General features: G+C 68.9%; 19 protein-coding genes and 2 pseudogenes. 14 read left to right on the plus strand and 7 right to left on the minus strand.

The annotated features are described in order from the left end of the window. The first annotated feature begins 201 nt into the window (after positions 1–201). Complete coding sequence (locus tag ACIBCU_RS21220; RefSeq protein ID WP_399233084.1) at positions 202–561, plus strand: DUF2255 family protein; 360 nt, start codon at positions 202–204, stop codon at positions 559–561. Positions 562–715: 154 nt separating this feature from the next. Continuing rightward, the gene (locus ACIBCU_RS21225) at positions 716–2,122 is read left to right on the plus strand and encodes an IS1380 family transposase (protein ID WP_399233086.1); all 1,407 of its coding nucleotides are present in this window, start codon (positions 716–718) and stop codon (positions 2,120–2,122) included. A gap of 152 nt (positions 2,123–2,274) precedes the next feature. Here ACIBCU_RS21225 and ACIBCU_RS21230 read toward each other — a convergent pair whose 3' ends face one another. From ACIBCU_RS21230 to ACIBCU_RS21240, 3 genes are all read right to left on the minus strand, one after another. Further along, the gene (locus tag ACIBCU_RS21230; protein ID WP_399233089.1) at positions 2,275–2,841 is read right to left on the minus strand and encodes a hypothetical protein; all 567 of its coding nucleotides are present in this window, start codon (positions 2,839–2,841) and stop codon (positions 2,275–2,277) included. A 100-nt stretch (positions 2,842–2,941) separates the two neighbouring features. Next, a complete protein-coding gene (locus ACIBCU_RS21235; RefSeq protein WP_399233091.1) occupies positions 2,942–3,334 on the minus strand; it encodes a hypothetical protein in 393 nt (130 codons plus the stop codon). 572 nt (positions 3,335–3,906) lie between these two features. After that, positions 3,907–4,554: a TetR/AcrR family transcriptional regulator gene (locus ACIBCU_RS21240; RefSeq protein WP_399233094.1), complete on the minus strand. Its 648-nt coding sequence runs from the start codon at positions 4,552–4,554 to the stop codon at positions 3,907–3,909. Between the two features lie 266 nt (positions 4,555–4,820). On the opposite strand from ACIBCU_RS21240, the gene ACIBCU_RS21245 reads away from it, so the two are divergent. Then, positions 4,821–6,419, plus strand: a complete 1,599-nt coding sequence (locus tag ACIBCU_RS21245) for a GMC oxidoreductase (RefSeq protein WP_399233096.1) — start codon at positions 4,821–4,823, stop codon at positions 6,417–6,419. 21 nt (positions 6,420–6,440) lie between these two features. Next, complete coding sequence (locus ACIBCU_RS21250) at positions 6,441–7,838, plus strand: lipase family protein (protein ID WP_399233098.1); 1,398 nt, start codon at positions 6,441–6,443, stop codon at positions 7,836–7,838. Between the two features lie 598 nt (positions 7,839–8,436). Here the strand turns inward: ACIBCU_RS21250 and ACIBCU_RS21255 are convergent. Both ACIBCU_RS21255 and ACIBCU_RS21260 read right to left on the minus strand, forming a co-directional pair. Further along, positions 8,437–8,544: pseudogene (locus tag ACIBCU_RS21255) on the minus strand (HNH endonuclease); the annotation flags it as partial. Between the two features lie 24 nt (positions 8,545–8,568). Further along, the gene (locus ACIBCU_RS21260) at positions 8,569–9,177 is read right to left on the minus strand and encodes a TetR/AcrR family transcriptional regulator (RefSeq protein WP_362934323.1); all 609 of its coding nucleotides are present in this window, start codon (positions 9,175–9,177) and stop codon (positions 8,569–8,571) included. Between the two features lie 94 nt (positions 9,178–9,271). Here ACIBCU_RS21260 and ACIBCU_RS21265 point away from each other — a divergent pair, with 94 nt between their 5' ends. From ACIBCU_RS21265 to ACIBCU_RS21300, 8 genes are all read left to right on the plus strand, one after another. Continuing rightward, complete coding sequence (locus ACIBCU_RS21265) at positions 9,272–10,018, plus strand: SDR family oxidoreductase (RefSeq protein ID WP_362934326.1); 747 nt, start codon at positions 9,272–9,274, stop codon at positions 10,016–10,018. A 313-nt stretch (positions 10,019–10,331) separates the two neighbouring features. Further along, positions 10,332–10,979, plus strand: a complete 648-nt coding sequence (locus tag ACIBCU_RS21270) for an NADPH-dependent F420 reductase (protein WP_399233101.1) — start codon at positions 10,332–10,334, stop codon at positions 10,977–10,979. A gap of 618 nt (positions 10,980–11,597) precedes the next feature. Further along, complete coding sequence (locus ACIBCU_RS21275) at positions 11,598–11,840, plus strand: hypothetical protein (protein ID WP_362934331.1); 243 nt, start codon at positions 11,598–11,600, stop codon at positions 11,838–11,840. Positions 11,841–11,918: 78 nt separating this feature from the next. Beyond that, positions 11,919–12,407 (plus strand): hypothetical protein, encoded by a 489-nt coding sequence (locus ACIBCU_RS21280; protein ID WP_399233881.1) that lies wholly within the window; start codon positions 11,919–11,921, stop codon positions 12,405–12,407. Between the two features lie 300 nt (positions 12,408–12,707). Beyond that, positions 12,708–13,232: a hypothetical protein gene (locus tag ACIBCU_RS21285; RefSeq protein ID WP_399233104.1), complete on the plus strand. Its 525-nt coding sequence runs from the start codon at positions 12,708–12,710 to the stop codon at positions 13,230–13,232. A 272-nt stretch (positions 13,233–13,504) separates the two neighbouring features. Continuing rightward, positions 13,505–14,149: a dihydrofolate reductase family protein gene (locus ACIBCU_RS21290; RefSeq protein WP_362934335.1), complete on the plus strand. Its 645-nt coding sequence runs from the start codon at positions 13,505–13,507 to the stop codon at positions 14,147–14,149. 370 nt (positions 14,150–14,519) lie between these two features. After that, positions 14,520–14,798 carry a hypothetical protein gene (locus tag ACIBCU_RS21295; RefSeq protein ID WP_399233107.1) on the plus strand — a complete coding sequence of 93 codons (279 nt, stop codon included), beginning with the start codon at positions 14,520–14,522 and terminating at the stop codon, positions 14,796–14,798. Between the two features lie 339 nt (positions 14,799–15,137). Further along, a complete protein-coding gene (locus tag ACIBCU_RS21300) occupies positions 15,138–15,665 on the plus strand; it encodes an NUDIX hydrolase family protein (RefSeq protein WP_362934531.1) in 528 nt (175 codons plus the stop codon). 169 nt (positions 15,666–15,834) lie between these two features. Here the strand turns inward: ACIBCU_RS21300 and ACIBCU_RS21305 are convergent, their stop codons facing one another. Both ACIBCU_RS21305 and ACIBCU_RS21310 read right to left on the minus strand, forming a co-directional pair. Further along, positions 15,835–16,005 carry a hypothetical protein gene (locus tag ACIBCU_RS21305; RefSeq protein WP_399233109.1) on the minus strand — a complete coding sequence of 57 codons (171 nt, stop codon included), beginning with the start codon at positions 16,003–16,005 and terminating at the stop codon, positions 15,835–15,837. Continuing rightward, on the minus strand, positions 15,929–16,534 hold the full coding sequence (locus tag ACIBCU_RS21310) for a hypothetical protein (protein ID WP_399233112.1): 606 nt from the start codon (positions 16,532–16,534) through the stop codon (positions 15,929–15,931). Before ACIBCU_RS21310 ends, ACIBCU_RS21305 begins: the two co-directional genes overlap by 77 nt. A 414-nt stretch (positions 16,535–16,948) precedes the next feature. Here ACIBCU_RS21310 and ACIBCU_RS21315 point away from each other — a divergent pair. Together ACIBCU_RS21315 and ACIBCU_RS21320 are read left to right on the plus strand one after the other, a co-directional pair. After that, a pseudogene (locus ACIBCU_RS21315) lies at positions 16,949–17,050 on the plus strand (DUF6357 family protein); the annotation flags it as partial. A gap of 366 nt (positions 17,051–17,416) precedes the next feature. Continuing rightward, complete coding sequence (locus ACIBCU_RS21320; protein WP_399233115.1) at positions 17,417–17,758, plus strand: CU044_2847 family protein; 342 nt, start codon at positions 17,417–17,419, stop codon at positions 17,756–17,758. The last annotated feature ends 16 nt before the right edge of the window (positions 17,759–17,774 follow it).

Genomic DNA, 17,774 nt, shown 5'->3' on the forward strand with positions numbered 1-17,774 from the left:
CCGCTGGCTGCACTCCTACAATCACCACCGCGGACACACCGCGCTCGCAGGCAAACCACCCGCCAGCCGCGTCCCCAACCTCACAGGGCAATACACCTAGCGCGCCACCGATGCCAAGAAGGCAGTCGCGGCGGTGCCCTGCATGCTGCCGCCGTCGGCCGGTCGGCGAACCCACCCCTGAACCCGAAGGAGGCTCGACCCATGACAACCTGGACGCCAGAAGAACTGACCTGGCTCACTGCTTCCGACTCTCTCGTCCTCCGCGCCGGTGACGACGAACACGCCGAGGTGGAGATCGGCATGATCATCGTGCACGGCGACCTCTACGTCCGCGCCCATCGGGGAGTCCAGTCCGCCTGGTACCGAACGGCAGCGGACCAGGGACACGGACGGATCCGCGTGGGAAACCACACGCGCGACGTCCTCCTGGAGACCCACGACATCGGGCCTGCCGAACCGATCGACGCCGCGTACCAAACCAAGTACGGGCGTTCCAGCGCCCTCGTCGCGAGTCCTGCCGCACGTTCTGCGACCGTACGGATCACTCCGGTCCAACCCTAGCGTCGGGCTTTCGCGAGGGGCTTGTCCGGTCCTTGATCAAAGTTTCGGTTGAGGCGGGGCCAGTTGGTGGACTGGAACGCGAAAGTGCCTTCTGAGCTGGGATGATGAACCTTGTCGAGGGGTTCTGTCGTTCCAAGCGGAAGGCACTTTCTGCGTGCAGGGTATCGGTTTGCGTCCCAGGGTTCATGTCACCGCTGACGGGGCGGGGGTGGTCGGGCATGCTGGAGCGCGGTTGCTGGCGGATCTCGCCGAGGCAACCGGTCTCACAGCTGCGTACTCCACCGCACTGCGGCCGTTGCGGCCGCGTGGGACTGGGCACGACCCGGGCCGCATCGCCACCGATCTCGCGGTGATGCTCGCCGACGGCGGCGAGACCATCACGGATCTGGCGGTCCTGCGCGACCAGGCCGAGGTGTTCGGCCCAGTGGCGTCCACACCCACGGCCTGGCGGCTGCTCGCCGCCGTCGACGAGCGGGTGCTGGCCCGGCTGCGGACGGCCCGTGCCCAAGCGCGCGAGGTGGCCTGGCTGCAGGCCGCCGAAAACGGTGAGGGTATACCCGCCGCCCGGGCCGGCGGCCGTGCTCTGCCCGGCCTGGTCCTGGACATCGACGCGACGCTGGTGGCCTGCCACTCGGAGAAGGAACAGGCCGCCGCCACCTACAAAGGCGGTTTCGGCTTTCACCCGCTGCTGTGCTTCCTGGCCAACACCGGCGAGGCCCTGTCCGGACGGCTACGACCGGGCAACGCCGGAGCGAACACCGCCGCCGACCACATCACGGTGCTCGATGACGCCCTCGCCCAACTCCCCGACGCCCACCGCTACGGCATCCCGATCCTGATCCGGACGGACTCCGCCGGCTCCGCGAAAGCCTTGCTCCACCACCTGCGCGACCTGCGGAGTCACGGGATGGACATCGGCTTCTCGGTCGGCATGTCGGTCACTTCCGACGTCCGCCGCGCGATCCGCTCGCTGCCCGAGCGCGTCTGGCACCCCGCTCTCGACCAGGAAGGCTCCTTGCGTCAAGGCGCCCAGGTCGCCGAGCTGACCGGGCTGGTCGATCTTGCCGGCTATCCGGCCGGCACCCGCCTCATCGTGCGGCGCGAACGCCCGCATCCCGGCGCACAGCTCTCCCTGTTCGACCAGGACGAGGGCCTGCGTCACCAGGTGTTCCTCACCGACACCAGCTACGACGGCCGCGGTTCGATCCAGTATCTGGAGGTCCGGCACCGCAGACACGCCACGGTCGAGGACCACATCCGCTGCGGCAAGGACACCGGCTTCGGCCGCTTCCCCTCCCGCCACTTCCTGGTGAACGCGGCCTGGCTGGAGATGTCCCTGGCCGCGATCGACCTGCTCGCATGGTCCCGCACCCTGCTGCTGGACGGTGACCTGGCCACCGCAGAACCAAAGAAGCTCCGCTACCGGCTCCTGCACGTCGCCGCCCGCCTCACCCGCGGCGGCCGCCGCCTTCGCTTGCGGATCTCCAAAACCTGGCCCTGGCGGAACGAACTTGCCACCGCCTTCCACCGCCTCGCCGCCCTGCCCCGCCCGGTCTCCTGACCGCTGGCTGTCCTGACCGCCCGCGATCCGAAAGACCCTGGAGACTCCGGCCCCCGCGTCGGCACCCCGGCATGCCCACACAACGAAAGCGGCACGGCCACCTACAAGTTGACGACGATCAGCATCCCGTCACGGCAACCGAAACGGCGAGGTTAATCGAACGATTCCCCGTCATCGGATTCCCACATGTAAAAGTGGCTGTCGTCGTTGTGCTTCCACTCAGGCCAAAGATTGCGTGTGTTCTCGACCCCGGCGCTTCGTGGGGGCAATCCCTCGTCACGGAGGAAGGCACCGAGGCAGGCGACAGCGTCGGCGCACAGATCGATGATGGCGACCCGTCGCTCGCTCCCTGTTCGTATGTCGTCGGGCGGGGAGAGAGGCATGTAGAAGGTGTCTTCTCTGACGCGGGTACGCAGCTTGGTGTCCGGGATGCTGTGAAGCAGGACTTGCACCTTCACGATGCGGTCGTGCAGCAAGCGGAGGCGTTGTTGCCACTCATGTTCGTCGGACGTCCTGGCCTTGCGGAACTCGCTATGTATCTCCAGCAGTTCGGTCAGTGCGGCCTCTGCGGCCGCAGCCGCGCGCGCCCTCTGCTGCGCGGTGCGCGCGGAGCGCTCCTGTGCCCTGTGGGTCCACCGTCCTGACCAGATGGACAGCGCGCCGCCTGTGGCCGTTCCGACAATCCCCGCGACCGCACCGATCCACACCGAGGTACTCATAGAGACCATCTTCGTAAGCGACCAGAGTGCTGCGGAAGCCCGGCAGCACCGGCTTCGGGATACGTATGGGCACGCAGCGGATGGGCTCAGACCCGGTCTGCTACCAGATGTTCTGCGCAGCGGAGGACGTCGGCGGCGACCGCGCGGGCGGGCCCTCAGCTGGAGCACTATCTACCCGTAGACGGGGCCTGCCGCTGTCGCCGATCTCGGACTGGCGGCTTCCTGCGTCGATGCCGATCAAGGTGTGGGACAGGAGCAGGCCGAGCACGTCGTCGAGCTGCTCGAATGCACCGAACCGCCAGCGGACCACCGGATACGACTCAAGGTCCGGCTCGTCGCCTGCCAGGAGCGACCGCGCCTGTCCGACGAGGTCGACACCGGGCAGGACGCGTTCGCTTTCGGCGACGTTTAGGAGTTCGTCGGCCAGGTCGTCAGGGTTGCGCAGCCAGAAGTCGAGTGCCTGCAGCGTCTTCTGTCCACGCAAGGCCGCCACGGCATCGGGATGTGCCCCGCAGCGCGTATCTGGATGCGGGCAGTGGTCCAGGAGGAACACAATCCGGACCGCATCCTGCACCCTGCTGGCTTTGCGGCCGCGGCCGCCTGTCTGTTCCCCGCCCGATGCCACCGGCAGCCCCCGATCAGTAACACAAGATCACTCACCGTAGTGAATTCACCCCAGATGGCCTATCAGGAAGACCACAGTCAGCAAGCAGAGGTGCCAGAAAAGACAGAAGTGCCCGCAGATGTCGGGTCGAGTCAGTAGGCGCCGTAGGGGCTCCAGCCTCGGAGGAATGGCTTCAGATCGTCGGCGCGAGGTTCGGGGATGTCGGGGAGCCGAAGCTGTTGAACCATCGGATGGACGCGCGCTACATGTCCCGTGGCCCATTCGATCCATTCCTCGGCCTTCGTTCTTTCCAGCCCAGGTGGAAGGGTCGCTCCTCCAGGAGCTGATCGGTGTACGTCGCGAACCGGCTACCTGCCCGGCGAACGCTTCACCGATGGCATCGTCTAGCGCGCAGTAGGCGCCTCCGGTCGGGAAGGCAATGCCGCCCACGCGAACGGAACTCAGTAGGGCAGGCCCTCAGAGGCTGCGCGCAGAGCGGCCAGGAGGCAGGTGGCGATTTCGCTGCCTGCTGCCTCGGGCTCCTCCGCGTAGCGGCGGGCGAAGTCCTCAGACGCCGCTCGCAGGGCCCCGTTAATGGTGGCCGCGTGCACCCTGGTCCTCAGATCGCCGACGCTGCCGCCGGACCGCTCGGCGAGGAGGCGGGCCAGGACGGGCAGGGCCTCGTCGTGGGCCTGGAGCCAGACGGCGCGCAGCGCCGGGTCCGTGGTGGTCATGCGGATCAAGTCAAGGATGACGGGGGCCCCGGCGGGCAGTTCACCGGCCCGCAGCGATCGCGTGACGAAGTCCAGCAGGCTCATGTCCGCAGGCCAGCGTCGCAGGTGGGCGACCGCGACATCGAGCCCGGCGGAGAGCAGCGGCAGAACACAGCTCTCCTTGGTGGGGAAATGGCGCCACAGGGTGCGCGAGGAGATGCCGACGGCCCGGGCGATCTGTTCGCCCGTCGTTCCGGTCACGCCATGCGCGGCAAACAGGCGGACGGCCTCGGTGGCGATCTCGAAGCGGAGTGTCTCTTTCCGTCGTTCGGCGAGCGACGGCCTGGCTTCGGCCTGAACTGCTCCCGCATATATCGCCGTTTGCGCTTCGTGCACCTTCACTCCCTCCGGCCCACGTCAGTCGTCGCAGCATAGCGAGCCCTTCAAGAATGGCGCATGCAGACGTCTTGTCTCTCACTGACACACAGACCTACGCTGCCGTAAGTGACCAGTGAGTAACAGTGCTGGCTTCACAGGAATTTGGCATGCCCCTGCCATCCCGTACGAGTCCAGGCGACATCAACCACCGGAGATCCGCCCCCCTGGGCCGCTCGCACGGCCAACCGATCGAACGGCGCCCCACCCCACCCAAGGAGCCGCACATGCCCACTCCCACCAGGCGCGCCCTGCTCACCGGCGCTGCTGGACTCGCAGCCGCGAGCGTTCTCCCCACGCCCGCCGCCTCGGCGGCCACGTCCCGGGTGCTGCTGGCCCGGGAGGAACACCGGGCCGTCGTCATCGGCTCGGGCTTCGGCGGCGGAGTGGCCGCGCTGCGCCTGGCGCAGGCCGGCGTGCCGGTCACCGTGCTGGAACGCGGCCGGCGCTGGCCGACCGGCCCGAACGCGGAGACCTTCCCACGAGTCTCCGGCCTCGACCGGCGGGCCCTCTGGTACGGAACTCTCCCCGCAGCCCTCCGGCCGCTCGCCGAACTCATCGGCGCCCCTTTGCACTTCGCCCCCTACGCGGGACTGCTGGAGCCGGTACTCGGAGAGAACATCCTGGGCGTCTGCGCGGCCGGGGTCGGCGGCGGCTCCCTCGTCTACCAGGGCATGACGCTTCAGCCCTCAGAGGCGGTCTTCGACACCTGGCTGCCCCAGGAGCTCGACTACCGGCGCATGGACAGGACCCACTATCCGCGGGTCGCCGCCATGCTCGGCGCGGTGACGGCGCCGGACGAGTTGGTCAGCTCCTCCACCTATCGCGCAGCGCGGGTCTTCGCCGAGGGGGTGCGCCGGGCCGGGTACGGCCTGGAAAAGATCCCGATGCCCATCGACTGGGACTACGCCCTGGCCGAGCTGCGCGGCGAGATGAAGCCGTCCTACACGAACGGGGACTGCGCACTGGGCGTCAACAACGGCGGCAAGCACTCCGTCGACGTGACCTACCTCCGCCAGGCCGAGGCAACCGGAAAGGTGCAAGTCGAAACGCACCACAACGTCACCTCCGTGGCGCGAGCCGCGGACGGCCGCTGGGAGGTGCACGTCGACCGGACTGACGACACGGGCCGCGTCGTGGAGCAGAAGATCCTCACCACCCGCGCCCTGGTGATGGCCGCAGGGAGCATGAACACCAGCAAGCTCCTCGTCCGCGCGGGAGCCACCGACGCCATCCCCGACCTGCCCGACGGTCTCGGCGAGGGCTGGGGAACCAACGGCGACCGCATCTACGCCTGGACCAACCTCCAGGAGGACTTCGGGGCCGAGCAGGGCGGCCCGGTCGTCTACGGCAGCAAGGCGTGGGACGACCCCGGCACCGCGAACACCATCATCCAGGCGTCACTCCCGCCGCTCGGCCTCAACTCCCGAACCACGATGCTCGTCGGCTTCGGAGTCAGCGCCGACCGCGGCCGCTTCCGCTACAACGCCGCCACCGACTCCGTGTCCCTGCACTGGCCCCTCGGCGGAGACGCCGCCAGCCACCGCAGCATCCAACGCCGCGTCACCGAGGTCGCCCGGGGGCTCGGCGTCCTCACGGACACCAACGCGCTGGTCAACAGCACCTGGCACCCGCTGGGCGGCGCCCCGATGGGCACAGTCTGCGACCTGGAAGGACGCGTCCGGGGCCAGCGCGGTCTCTACGTCCTCGATGGGGCTCTGATCCCCGGCACGACCGGCGCCTGCAACCCCTCGATGACCATCGCCGCCGTGGCCGAACGAGCCATGGACCACATCACCGCCCACGACATCGACACCGTCATCTAAGCGACGAACGAGGAGCACGCCATGAACCGCAAGAGCACCCGTTCCCGTTCCACACTCCCCTCCCCCGCCAGGACCACCGGCCGGAGCGACAAGACCGGTCGGCGTCTGCTGGCCGGTGTCGTCGCCGCAGGCACCGTTTGCACCGGCCTGTCGACAGTACCGGCCTCCGCCGCCGCGCCGACACCCATCGTCTCCCGCGGGGTCACCATCCCCGCCTTCTACACCCCGCCGACCGAACTCCCCTCCGCCAACGGCACTTTGGTCCGTACTGAGACCCTGCCCCTCGGACTGAGCATCCCCGGCCTGGACGGCCGCCCGATGCCCGGCGCCGCGACCCGCATGATGTACAAGTCGACCGACTCGGCCGGCCGGCCCGTCGCCGTGACCGGCGCCTACATCGAGCCCTCGGCCGCCTGGAAAGGCACCGGACCGCGCCCCCTGGTAGCGGTGGCCTCGGGCACGATGGGCCAGGGCGACCAGTGCGCCCCGTCCTTCGCCCTGCAGCACCCACTCACCCTCAACGGCGACACGGTGTCAGTGGGCTACGAAGCCCTGGCGATCTACCGCCTCCTGTCCACCGGGGCAGCCGTCGTCGTCACCGACTACGTCGGCCTCGGCGCCACCGACCGCCTGCACACCTACGTCAACCGCCTCGACCAGGCACACGCCCTGCTCGACGCCGCCCGCGCCGCCCACGCCGTACCCGGAGCTTCCATCACCACGGCCTCCCGCACCGGCCTGTACGGATACAGCCAGGGTGGCGGAGCCAGCGCCGCCGCAGCCGAGATCCAGCCCGCCTACGCACCGGACGTCCCACTCGCCGGCACCTACGCCGGTGCGCCCCCGGCCGATCTCACCTCCGTCATCAAGGGCATCGACGGCAGCGCGCTCGCGGGGGCGCTGGCCTGGTCGATCAGCGGGTTCGCCCAGGCCGACCCGGACCTGCGTGCGGTCGTCGACGCCAACGTCAGCGCCACCGGCAGGGCCGCACTGGCGGACGCGTCCACCATGTGCGTCGGCGACGCGCTCTTCGGCTACGGCTTCACCAAGAGCAGCAAATGGACCACCAGCGGCAAGTCCATCGGGGACATCATCGCCGCCGCCCCCCGGGCGAAAGCAGCCCTTGACAAGCAGCGCATCGGCAGGCTCAAGCCGAACAGCCCCGTACGCCTGGCCACCGGCGTCCAGGATGACATCGTCCCTCATTCCCAGGCCCGGCAGCTCGCCCTCGACTGGTGCAACAAAGGCGCCGACGTCACCTATGACGCCATCGTGCTGCCGAACCTCGGCGACAAGATCCTCACCAACCACCTCGTGCCACTCATCACCGACCAGGGGGACGCCGTCTCCTGGCTGACCGACCGCCTCACCGGCAAGGCCGCCACCTCCAACTGCTGGTCGATGCCCCTCCAGCTCTGACACGCCCACGCCCACGCCCACACCGACCATGCCGCGTCCGCCGGAGCCGCCTCCACGGACGCGGCCCGATCGTGAGCAAGGACACCAGAACACCGCCGGGACCGCTGCGGCGAAGCAACCACGCCAAGCCGGCCCGGGCCCCGCTGGCCTGGCCGATCTGGACGAGGCGCCGCTGCGCGGTCGGCGTGCACTGAGCAGCTGAGTTGGCGAGCGGTGCCAATTCGGCTGCTCAGTCACATGTGACTGAGCACTGCAGATGGCGGATGAGCACTGGACCTGTCGGTCTGTGCATTCGAGTTGGCGGGCAGGGTAGCCCTCGCCGAAGCCGAGCCGTGCCAAGTCTGAACAGTCCCTCCCAGCGCGCCCGGAATCCGGCGGCGCCCGAACCGAGGCCGGGCCTCGAGGACTCCTCGGTCAAAGGTGCGCTCCAGGGTCAGGGTGGACTCCCTGCTGTCCGGTGGTCATCCCTGAAGCTGCGCCCAGACCTGTTGGTCCCTTTCGGTCGTCCAGATGCGGGGCCGTTCAATGCCCCAGAGCTCGTCCCAGGTCCGGGGTACGTCGAACCGCACGCTGTGTTGGGAGATCGGCCGAGGGGTCCTGCCTTGCTGCGGTTGGTCTTCGCGGTGACGGCGACCAGGGAGCGCTCGGCGTCCAGGTCGTTGGAGTAGGCCTTGCGGCGGGCCGGCGTCCACTGCGAGGCACCGGCCGGTAAGGAGCGTCCTGGCGCCTCTCAGCAGAGTGGCCAGTTGCGTAGCGCGGCGTCAGCCATCGCCTGGAGTTCTGCACGACTGACGCCGCTCGCGGCTTGCACGGCGATGCCGAAGGCCAGGGTGGTGACGTAGCGGGCCAGGAGCGCTGGATCTGCCTGCGGAGGCAGGTCGCCGTCATCGACGGCTCGCTCGAACCTCTGCCGGAGGGAGGAGCAGCCGTTGTTTCGCCAAGCGGCGAGGAGGTCACGGACTGTCCGTCCGGAGTCGCCGGCGGCCAGGGCGCTCTGAACTCCCATGCAGCCGCGGGGGTGGGCCGGGCTTGTGGTGGTCAGGATGGTGCCGGTCAGGATCGCGGTGACGGCACCCAGGGCGGTCGGTTCCCTGAGGGCGCGGTCCAGGTAGGCGCTCGGGCCTTCGGTGTAGCGCTCCAGGGCTTTACGGAAGAGCTCTTCCTTGTTTCCGAAGGCCGCGTACATGCTGGTGGTGGAGATGCCCATCGCTTCGGTGAGGGTGGCCAGGCTGGCGCCCTCGTAGCCGTGCTCCCAGAAGACCAGCATGGCGCGCTCAAGTGCTTCGTCGGTGTCGAATCCCCGCGGTCGGCCGATGGAGCGGCTCTGTTTGGTGCCCACCCACACAGACTACCCCTTCCGCATCGAGCGATGCAGAAGTGCTACGGTTCGACTTCCGTATCGATCGATGCGGAATTTAGGGGAGGTTGTTGCCGTGGGACTGTTGGAAGGAAAGACCGCTCTCGTCACCGGGGGCAGCACTGGTATCGGCCTGGCCAGCGCTGTGCGGCTGGCGGCCGAGGGTGCACATGTGTTCATCACCGGCCGGCGCAGGACAGAACTCGACGCGGCCGTCGAGACGATCGGCTCGGCGACCGGTGTGATCGGCGACATCGCGGACCTGGCCGATCTGGACCGGCTCTATGAGACGGTCCGGGACCGTGGGCAGGGTCTGGATGTCCTGTTCGCGAACGCCTCCGTTGCCGCGTTCGTCCCCTTGGAGCAGATCACGGAGGAGCACTTCGACACGCTCTTCGGGATCAACGTCCGGGGCACATTGTTCACCGTCCAGAAGGCGCTGCCTCTGCTCAACGACGGCGCCTCGGTGATCCTGAACGGTTCCACGAATGTGGACGTCGGAGCGGAGGCGTTCGGGGTGTACGCGGCTTCCAAGGCCGCCACCCGGTCTTTCGCCCGGACCTGGGCCAATGAGCTCAAGGGCCGCGGGATCCGGGTCAACGCCGTCACGCCCGGCCCGACCGACACCCCTGGCCTGTCGGGACTCGCTCCCGATCCGGAGCAGGCCGCCGGCCTGCGGCAGCACCTCGCGGCGCAAGTCCCGCTGGGCCGACTAGCGCGCCCGGAGGAGATCGCCGCCGCCGTGGCTTTCCTCGCCTCCGAGCAGAGCAGCTTCATCACCGGTTCGAGCCTGTACGTCGACGGCGGCCTGAACCAGATCTGAGCTCGAAGACGCCTGTGCCCGGCCGGCCGGGCTGCTTCCGCTTCCAGCAGGCGAGGGCCCCGAGCCGGCCGACCGGGCGCACGAAGACCGGCCGCCGGAGCGGCGGCAGGGAAAACCGGCTCGGCGGGGCGGCACGTCAGCGCACCGAACAGATCCCGGAGATCAGCACGGCCGTGATCAGGGTGGCTCAGCATCCTGCCCGGCGGACAGCGGCGTGCACGCGCAGAGGGAGCCTCGCCCGGCCGTCCGCCCTCGAGCAACGCTACGCCACCCACCGGCACAGCCGCCCCACCAGTCACAGGGACGAGGGACCATGACAGTAATCGGCATCATTGGTGCAGGCGAAGTCGGCAGTCAGGTCGCGCGTGCGGCGATCGTGAACGGCTACGACGTCGTCATCGCCAATTCACGAGGCCCCGAGACTTTGAACGACCTCATCGACGAGCTCGGTCCGTCAGCGCACGCCGCAACTGCCGCCGGCGCCGCCACCGCCGGAGAGTTCGTTGTAGTGGCGGTCCCCCTGAAGGTGATCAACGACATGCCCGTACAGCAACTGGCAGGCAAAATCGTGCTGGACACGAACAACTACATGATCTGGCGCGACGGCCATATTCCGGCAATCGACTCCGGAGAGAAGACCGTTCACGAGCTCCGCCAGGAGCACCTGCCGCAATCCAAGGTCGTCAAGGCTTTCACTCATATCCAAGCCCCCCGCATCACCACGGCGGGCAGAGTGGCGGGTACGCCCGGCCGACTCGCGCTGTCGGCCTCCAGCAACTTTCCCGACGCAGTGGAACTCGCGACACGCCTGTACGACCAGTTCGGGTTCGACACCGTCGACAACAGTCCGCTCAGCGACTCATGGCGCAGCGGTCCCGGCCAACCCGCGTGGAACGCACACGAGCACCAGACCCGCGCCGAACTCATCGCCAATCTCACCAGGGCACGACGGACCGCCTGAGCCGAGCCTCACCTCAAGGCGGCTTCTGCCACGGACTTGCGGCAGTCCCGGCATGCGGGCCAGCCGCCGAACCGACCATCGCGAGAAACGCTGGGCCGCTACTGGAACCCCACACGATCGTGACAGTGGGCTCCGTAACTCCCAGCTCCGAGCCCGGCGCAACGCCACGGACGGCGCGCCCTACGGACTGGCTCGCGCGTTTCGGCCCGAACAGGCGGCTGAAGACCGCGCGTGGCCGAGGGCGTGCTCGTCCAGCACGGCAAGGGCCTGACCTCAGGAGAGGCGGGCCAGCCCGATGGTCGGGCACACGTCGCGCGAGCTGACGACCATTCCCGGACCGGGGCGGCGGCCGATGCGGGCCCACCTGGGCACCGTGGCGGGTCGACGCGAGCGAGGCGCGGGCGCTCGGCATGTGGGGATGGACACCTCCGACATGCTCGCCGACTCCGACCCGGCCGTGCGGGTCTGCGCCGCGCTCGGTCCCGCCCGAGTCGATCGGCCACGTGCTCTCGCCGTCGTCCTCGACGCCTTGCGGGACCCGCGAACGACGGACGGATGGTTCCCCGAGCCGCTGCCCGGGCTCGACGGGTGGTTCCGGTTCACGAGGAGGTGGCACCGGTGGCCATCGCCATCGTGGCCGCCGGCGGCACGTCGGTCATCGACCACGAACGCGGGCCGATCCTGCTCAGAGCCTTTTCCGGTGGCTACGACCCGACCTACCCGCTCACCTCCGCCCAACGCGACCTGCTGCGGCCCTTCGTGGACACCGCCGAGGCGACCGGCGGCATCGCCGGGAACGGGTTGTGGTTCCGCGCTGCCGGGCTGCCCGAGGACCGGGAGGGCATCGCTGCGTTGCTGTGACATTCCCCCCGCATCATTCGCCCATGGTGCGGAGCGGGGAGGGGCGGAGGTGTACGGCAGAATCATGCTGTGACGTCCATGGGGGCCCTGGCCGAGCTGGAAGCCGGCATGGCAGATCTGTCCACGCCAATGCGGGTGTACGTGGCGGCCGGGCGGTTCACCGAGCCGGAACCCGACCTGCCGGAGCTGGCAGCCAGGATCCGTACGCTGCTGGCCGCGATCGCAGCGGACGATGCCTGGCGGCGCTTCCTGCCCGAGTACGACCCGCCGTCCGTCCCTGAGATCTGCGCGTCTCTGGAAGCGGTGGAGACGCACGCAGCCGCCTCGTTCCTGGCCCAGGTGGCGGCCGTCGACCTGGTCTGGCCGAGCCACCGGCACCTGCCCGTCGAGACCGCCGAGCGCGCGGCGGACCGGGTGGTGTCCCTGCTCGGACCGGCGGCCAGATGGTGGACCAACCATGACGCCGAATGCGGCGCAGTGAATGGACTCACCCCACTGTTCGACAGTCTGCTCGCAGGGACGGACGGTGAGCACTTCACGCTGGCCCTGCAGATCGCCGACGACTGAGAGTCCGCCCTGCAGAACGGATCATCACCATCTCTGCGGCGTCTCCGCAAAGGCGATGCCCGCATCCCGTCTCATCGACGTTGCGGCGCGCGCATAGCCTCGCTCGTCGCGCTCTGCTTGCCACCAACCTCACCACCGCCGAATCGTGACAGCCGACGCGGCTCGTCCTGTGCCAGTCCGACCTTCAGGGCCTGCTGAGCACCTACTTGGCCAGACGGGCCAACTACGACGCACAGTCACAGGGGGCGTGACTGATTCCCAGTGAGTCCTGTCAACCCAGTGAGCCGTATGGTGCGGCCCATGGAATCGTTGATCGCTGCCATTCGCGAAAGGGACGAAGTTGCCCGTTTCCTCGCTTGGCCGGGTGACCTCGATCTGGACCGAGGCGACCATGTCGAAGAAGTGCACCTTTCCTCGGGTGCCGCACTCGAGGGTTTCGCCGGTGACGGCGCCGGGGGCACGTACTTCTTCTGCGGTGAAGGCGGGGAGGACCGTCCCATCCTCTATGCCGACTCCGAAGGAAATGCGGCTCTGGTTGCGATCGGCCTGCCCGAGCTCCTACGGCTGCTGCTGGTCGCCCCTTGGTGGCGCGACTGCCAAGCGTTCACGGACGATGAGAGTCGCGAACGCGCGGCTGAGTACTTGGAGGACATGCCGGATCTCGTGGCCCGGAGAGAGCATGTCGCGGCAGCGCTGGGCCTGGACCTGCCGGCCCGGGCGCACGTCTTGGCCCGCTTGCAAGAGGTAGCTGTTCGGATGGGCGAGAACTTCGTTCTCATCTTCACGCCGGAGGGCCACCCCTACGAGCCTCTCATCAGGAACTGAGACGCTCCCGCTGCAGCAAGCACGCGCCACCCCCCAGGCAGCGCCGCCCCGGCAACAGTGATCAGCCCACGGCGAGACCGCGCTGAGGTGGTAGGACGTCGAAGGTTCGCTGGTCGCGGATGAGAGCCCACAGGACGTCGAGGCGTCGGCGGGAGGCGACCTCATGACTATTTCCCCGACCGGGTGAACCGGGTTCCGTCGTGGCGATGAGCCTGCAGGCATCCGCAGGTCTACCTCTAGGGGGGAGACAAACGACTCATCGGGAGTAAGCCATGGGACTCATCCACATTGAGCTGTTCGCGACCCTCGACCTTGTCGGGCAGGCGCCCGGCGGCCCTGACGAGGACCCGGTGGGGTTCCCGTTCGGCGGCTGGCAGGCGCCTCTGCTGGACGAGGTCGCCGGGGCGCAGGTCGGTGCCGCGTATGAGGGCACGGACGCCCTTCTGCTCGGCCGGCGGACGTACGACATCTTCGCCGCCTACTGGCCTCACCAGGAGGGCGGCGAGGACAACGAGATCGCCACACTCTTCAACAGCGTCCCGAAGTACGTGGCCTCTCGCGGCAGGCCCGACCTCGCGTGGGCCGGGTCCACGCAGCTCGGCCCGGACCTCGCCGACTCGGTGCGCGAGATCCGTGACCGGCACGAGCACGTGAAGGTCGTCGGGAGCCTGAACCTCGTCCAGAGCCTCCTACGCGAGAAGCTCTTCGACCGTCTCGACCTCTGGCTGCATCCGATCGTGCTCGGCGTCGGAAAGAAGGTGTTCGACGATGGCGCGGTGCCCGCCAACGTCGCGCTCCTCGCACCTCCGGTAGCCAGCCCGAAAGGAACCGTCTACTTGCGCTACGGGCTCGCCGACGGCATTCCCGCCACGGGGGACATGAGCGCACCTGATCGAGGTGTTGGAAACGACGACTGAGACCACCCCGAGCTAGAGGTCCGTGCAGCTCCGGCACGGGACCCACATGCCAGACACCCCAGATGGCCCGCCCTGCCCCGGCTGGAGCGGGGCGGGCCGACGAGGTGCGATTCCGGGAGGAAGCGCCATCCCAGCAGCAGAGCGGCCAGGCCGAGGGGCAGATTGATCAGGCAGACCGTCCGCCAGCCAAGGCCGAACAGATCGGCCCCGATAAGGGCGGAGCCGAGCACACGCCCCTCAGTTGCCGTTCGCCCTCGCCGCACCCAGGACCTCGACCCGCTCGGCATCGGACTGTCCACCCTGGGCTGCTGCTCCTGGTGTGGCCGCTGACCGCCGGCAGTGAGCAGGGTGGCCGGTGTGGAGCATTGTGATGCTACTCGCCGGCCTGCTGGTCCGGAGCCGGGCGTTCAGCGCAGGTGTCACCACGGCGCTTGTCTTCCGCCTGTTGTCCGGGGTCTTCGTCCTGATCTGGACCCTGTTCATGCAGGCAGGTCTGGGCATGTCGCCAGGGCAGGCGGCTGTCGGATTCGTCGCTGCCTCACTCGGCGAGATGGGCGGCGCTCGGGTAGGGGCGATGCTGGCCGCTCGTTACGGACGCCGCGCACCCCAGACCGGTGCGCTGCTGGCATGGCGATGGGCACCGCACTGACCTCGGTGCTCTTCTTCGTCCCCGCGCCAGCAGGCAGCCGGGGCGCCGTCGTCGCCGATGCCTTCACCGACTCCGTCGGCCAGGTCATCGGGGCGTTCCTGCTGATGTGGGCCCTGATGTTCCTTCTCCCGGAGCGGCAGCGACGCCGACAGCAAGCGAACTGCAAGCTGTCGTGCTCGCCTCGTAGCTCCTTCGCCTGCCATGAGGCGCTTCCAGATGACCAGCGGGCGGTCCTGGGGCCGCTGTTGCCGTCACGGCGGGCGGGACCCCGACGAGCGGGCTGTGGCAGACATGCGACCAGAATCCCAGCCTGGTAAGTATGATCAAGCGATGCCTGACATGACGGAAACCACGCCCGGCTGGCTCACCACGGACGAACTGGACATGGCCAGGGCCCGGATGCCCGTCCTGTACGTCGAGGCCGTCCCTGTGCGGGTGGACGAGAGCGGCGACGTCACCAGCATCGGGCTGCTCCTCCGGATCGGCACCGACGGAACCATCAGCCGCGCCCTCGTGTCCGGCCGCGTCCTGCACCACGAGCGAGTCCGTGACGCCCTGTTGCGCCATCTGGAGAAGGATCTCGGTTCGGTGGCCCTGCCGCGTGTCCCGGCCTCGTTGCAGCCCTTCACCGTTGCCGAATACTTCCCCACCACGGGCGTCACCCCGTTCCACGATCCGCGCCAGCACGCGGTGTCCCTCGCATACGTCGTGCCGGTGGCCGGAGATTGCCGGCCGCGGCAGGACGCTCTGGACCTGGTCTGGTTCAGCCCGCAGGAGGCGGCCTCACCGGCTGTGCAGAGCGAGATGCCGGGCGGCCACGGAGTGCTTCTAAAGCAGGCTCTGGCCCACATGGGACACACCTACTGAAGGACGTCGGGGTGACGGGCGCTCAACCCGGGTCCGCCCGCCTCAGCCGAAGAGGGCCTGCCTGAGATCCGGAGGGCGGATCAAGCACGGCCTCCCTGGCCGGGCGGTCTTGCCACGCGCCGCCACCTCCCCTCCCCCGCACCGGATCCCGGACCGCCTGCACGCCGGCTCACTTCAGAACGCCCTCCAGCACCGCCCGGCCGAGCCCCGTCCGATGATGGAGCACCCGCACCCCCTGACGCTGGGAGAGCAGCAGTCCCGCCTCACGGAGCACGGTGGCGTGCCGACTGGCCGTCGACGGCGCGAGGCGCAGCGCCACGGCGATGTCCATCGTGGTCATCGGTCGGTCCAGCATCCGGAGGAGTGACGAGGACGAGCGGGGCGCGTACGCAGAAGAAGGCCGGCACGAGCGTCAGCGTCCTGCCCCGCAGGCTCAGTTCACGCTCGATGGGGTACGGGGCGCGCAGCCTCCCCTCCCGGTAGCGCCACCCGGGTAGTTGGTCGTACCCGGTGAGCAGGCCCTCCGCTCCGTGGCTGAGGACGGCTTGGGCGCGTACGATCCGGTCGGCCGCCGTCTGCGCGCGCATCGCGGTGAGGTAGGGCTCGATGGCGACCTGATGGTAGGCGCGCAGGGCCGTTCCCAGGCGGTGCAGCGCTTCGGGGCACCCGTCGGCCAGCGTGCGCAGGCCGGCCGGGACAGGGCCTGCGGTGTGAGCGTGGAGCCGGACGATCTCGGCGCGGAGGCGATGTCGAGGTGTGGAGAGCGGCCGGTCGAGCCCGGTCTCCAGATCCGTGTCCCCGCGGCCGGGCGTGAGGAAATCCGGGAAGTAGGAGCCGTCCGGGCAGAGTCGCGTCAGTGCGCGTGTCACGGGGACGAGGCCGGACCGCCGCAGGGCCGCGACCACCTCCCGGCGCCATGTCCCGAATGCGAGCGGCGCTTTGGCGGTTCTGACAGGAGGTGCAGACTCAGCGCGGTCTCCCAGAGCGGGTCCACGCCGGACGCGACGCGTAAGCGGGCCAGCCCTGGCTCGTGAAGTCCACCCGTAGCACGCGCACCCCCGGTGGTCACGGGCGCCGGTGACGCCCGTCCGGCGAAACTCTACGCACATCACGGAAATGACGCATGCATGCCAGACTTCTCGTGTGGGCTCGGCGCCGGTTCGGCCGGAATGTGCGGCGGTCCGACCGGAACTGCGCGCCGGCCGGACCACTTACGAGCCACTACGGCGGCTCAGCAGAGCGGGACGCCGGGCAGCTTCGCGTCCGGGTGATCGATGTAGATGTCGCTAGTCGGCGGCGGCTGCGCTGCACTCGAACAGCACGGCTCTTGGATGGCGGATGTCGCTGAGTTCGAGCGCGCGCGCCGGCGGCGCGACGCCGAGTAGTCCCAGCGGGAGCCCGCGCACGCGCCGTCGGAGAGACGTGCGAAAGAGCGGAGGCCAAGGGAACGCCCAGATGTGCGCGCCTGCGCGCGTTGGCTTGTGCTGCCTCAGTCCGGGCCCTGCGGCGCCCCTCAGGCGCACAGGGCCCCGACTATGGAGCACCGCGCTGCCTGACCTCGAAACCGGCGACCTCATATCGGACGCCGAAGTCGCCGAGATGCCCGCCCTCGAGACCGGCCCCAGCTACCCCTTTCTCGCCAACTAGGCACTATGTACACGTAGTTGACGCTCTGCGGCCTTGACTCCCTGTTTCTTTTACTGTCAGCTCATGTCATACGAGTGGACGGCCGGGACAGGAGTGCGCACGCGATGGCTGAGGTGACGGTGCAGGTCCCGACGGGGCGGCCGGGCGAGGAGCCGATCCTGGTGCGCATCAGGGAGCCCGAGGAAGCGGTCACCCGGGTCGGACGCGGGGCACGGGCCGCAGTTCAGGCGTCGCGCACACTCGACCAGATGCTGGACGCGGTGCGGCCCGTGGCGGAGAGCTTCGTGTCCCGGTTCACTCACATGGACCACCCGCCGGACGACATCGGCCTGGAGTTCGGCATCTCGCTCACCGCGGGAGCCGATGTCGTCATCGCGACAACAGGGACCGAGGCGAACTTCACGGTCACCCTGAGCTGGTCCGGTACCTCGCGCCGGGTCAGCTGAAAGCGAGCGCCGGGTC

The organism is Streptomyces sp. NPDC051064, from assembly GCF_044455985.1.
GTDB lineage: Bacteria > Actinomycetota > Actinomycetes > Streptomycetales > Streptomycetaceae > Streptomyces.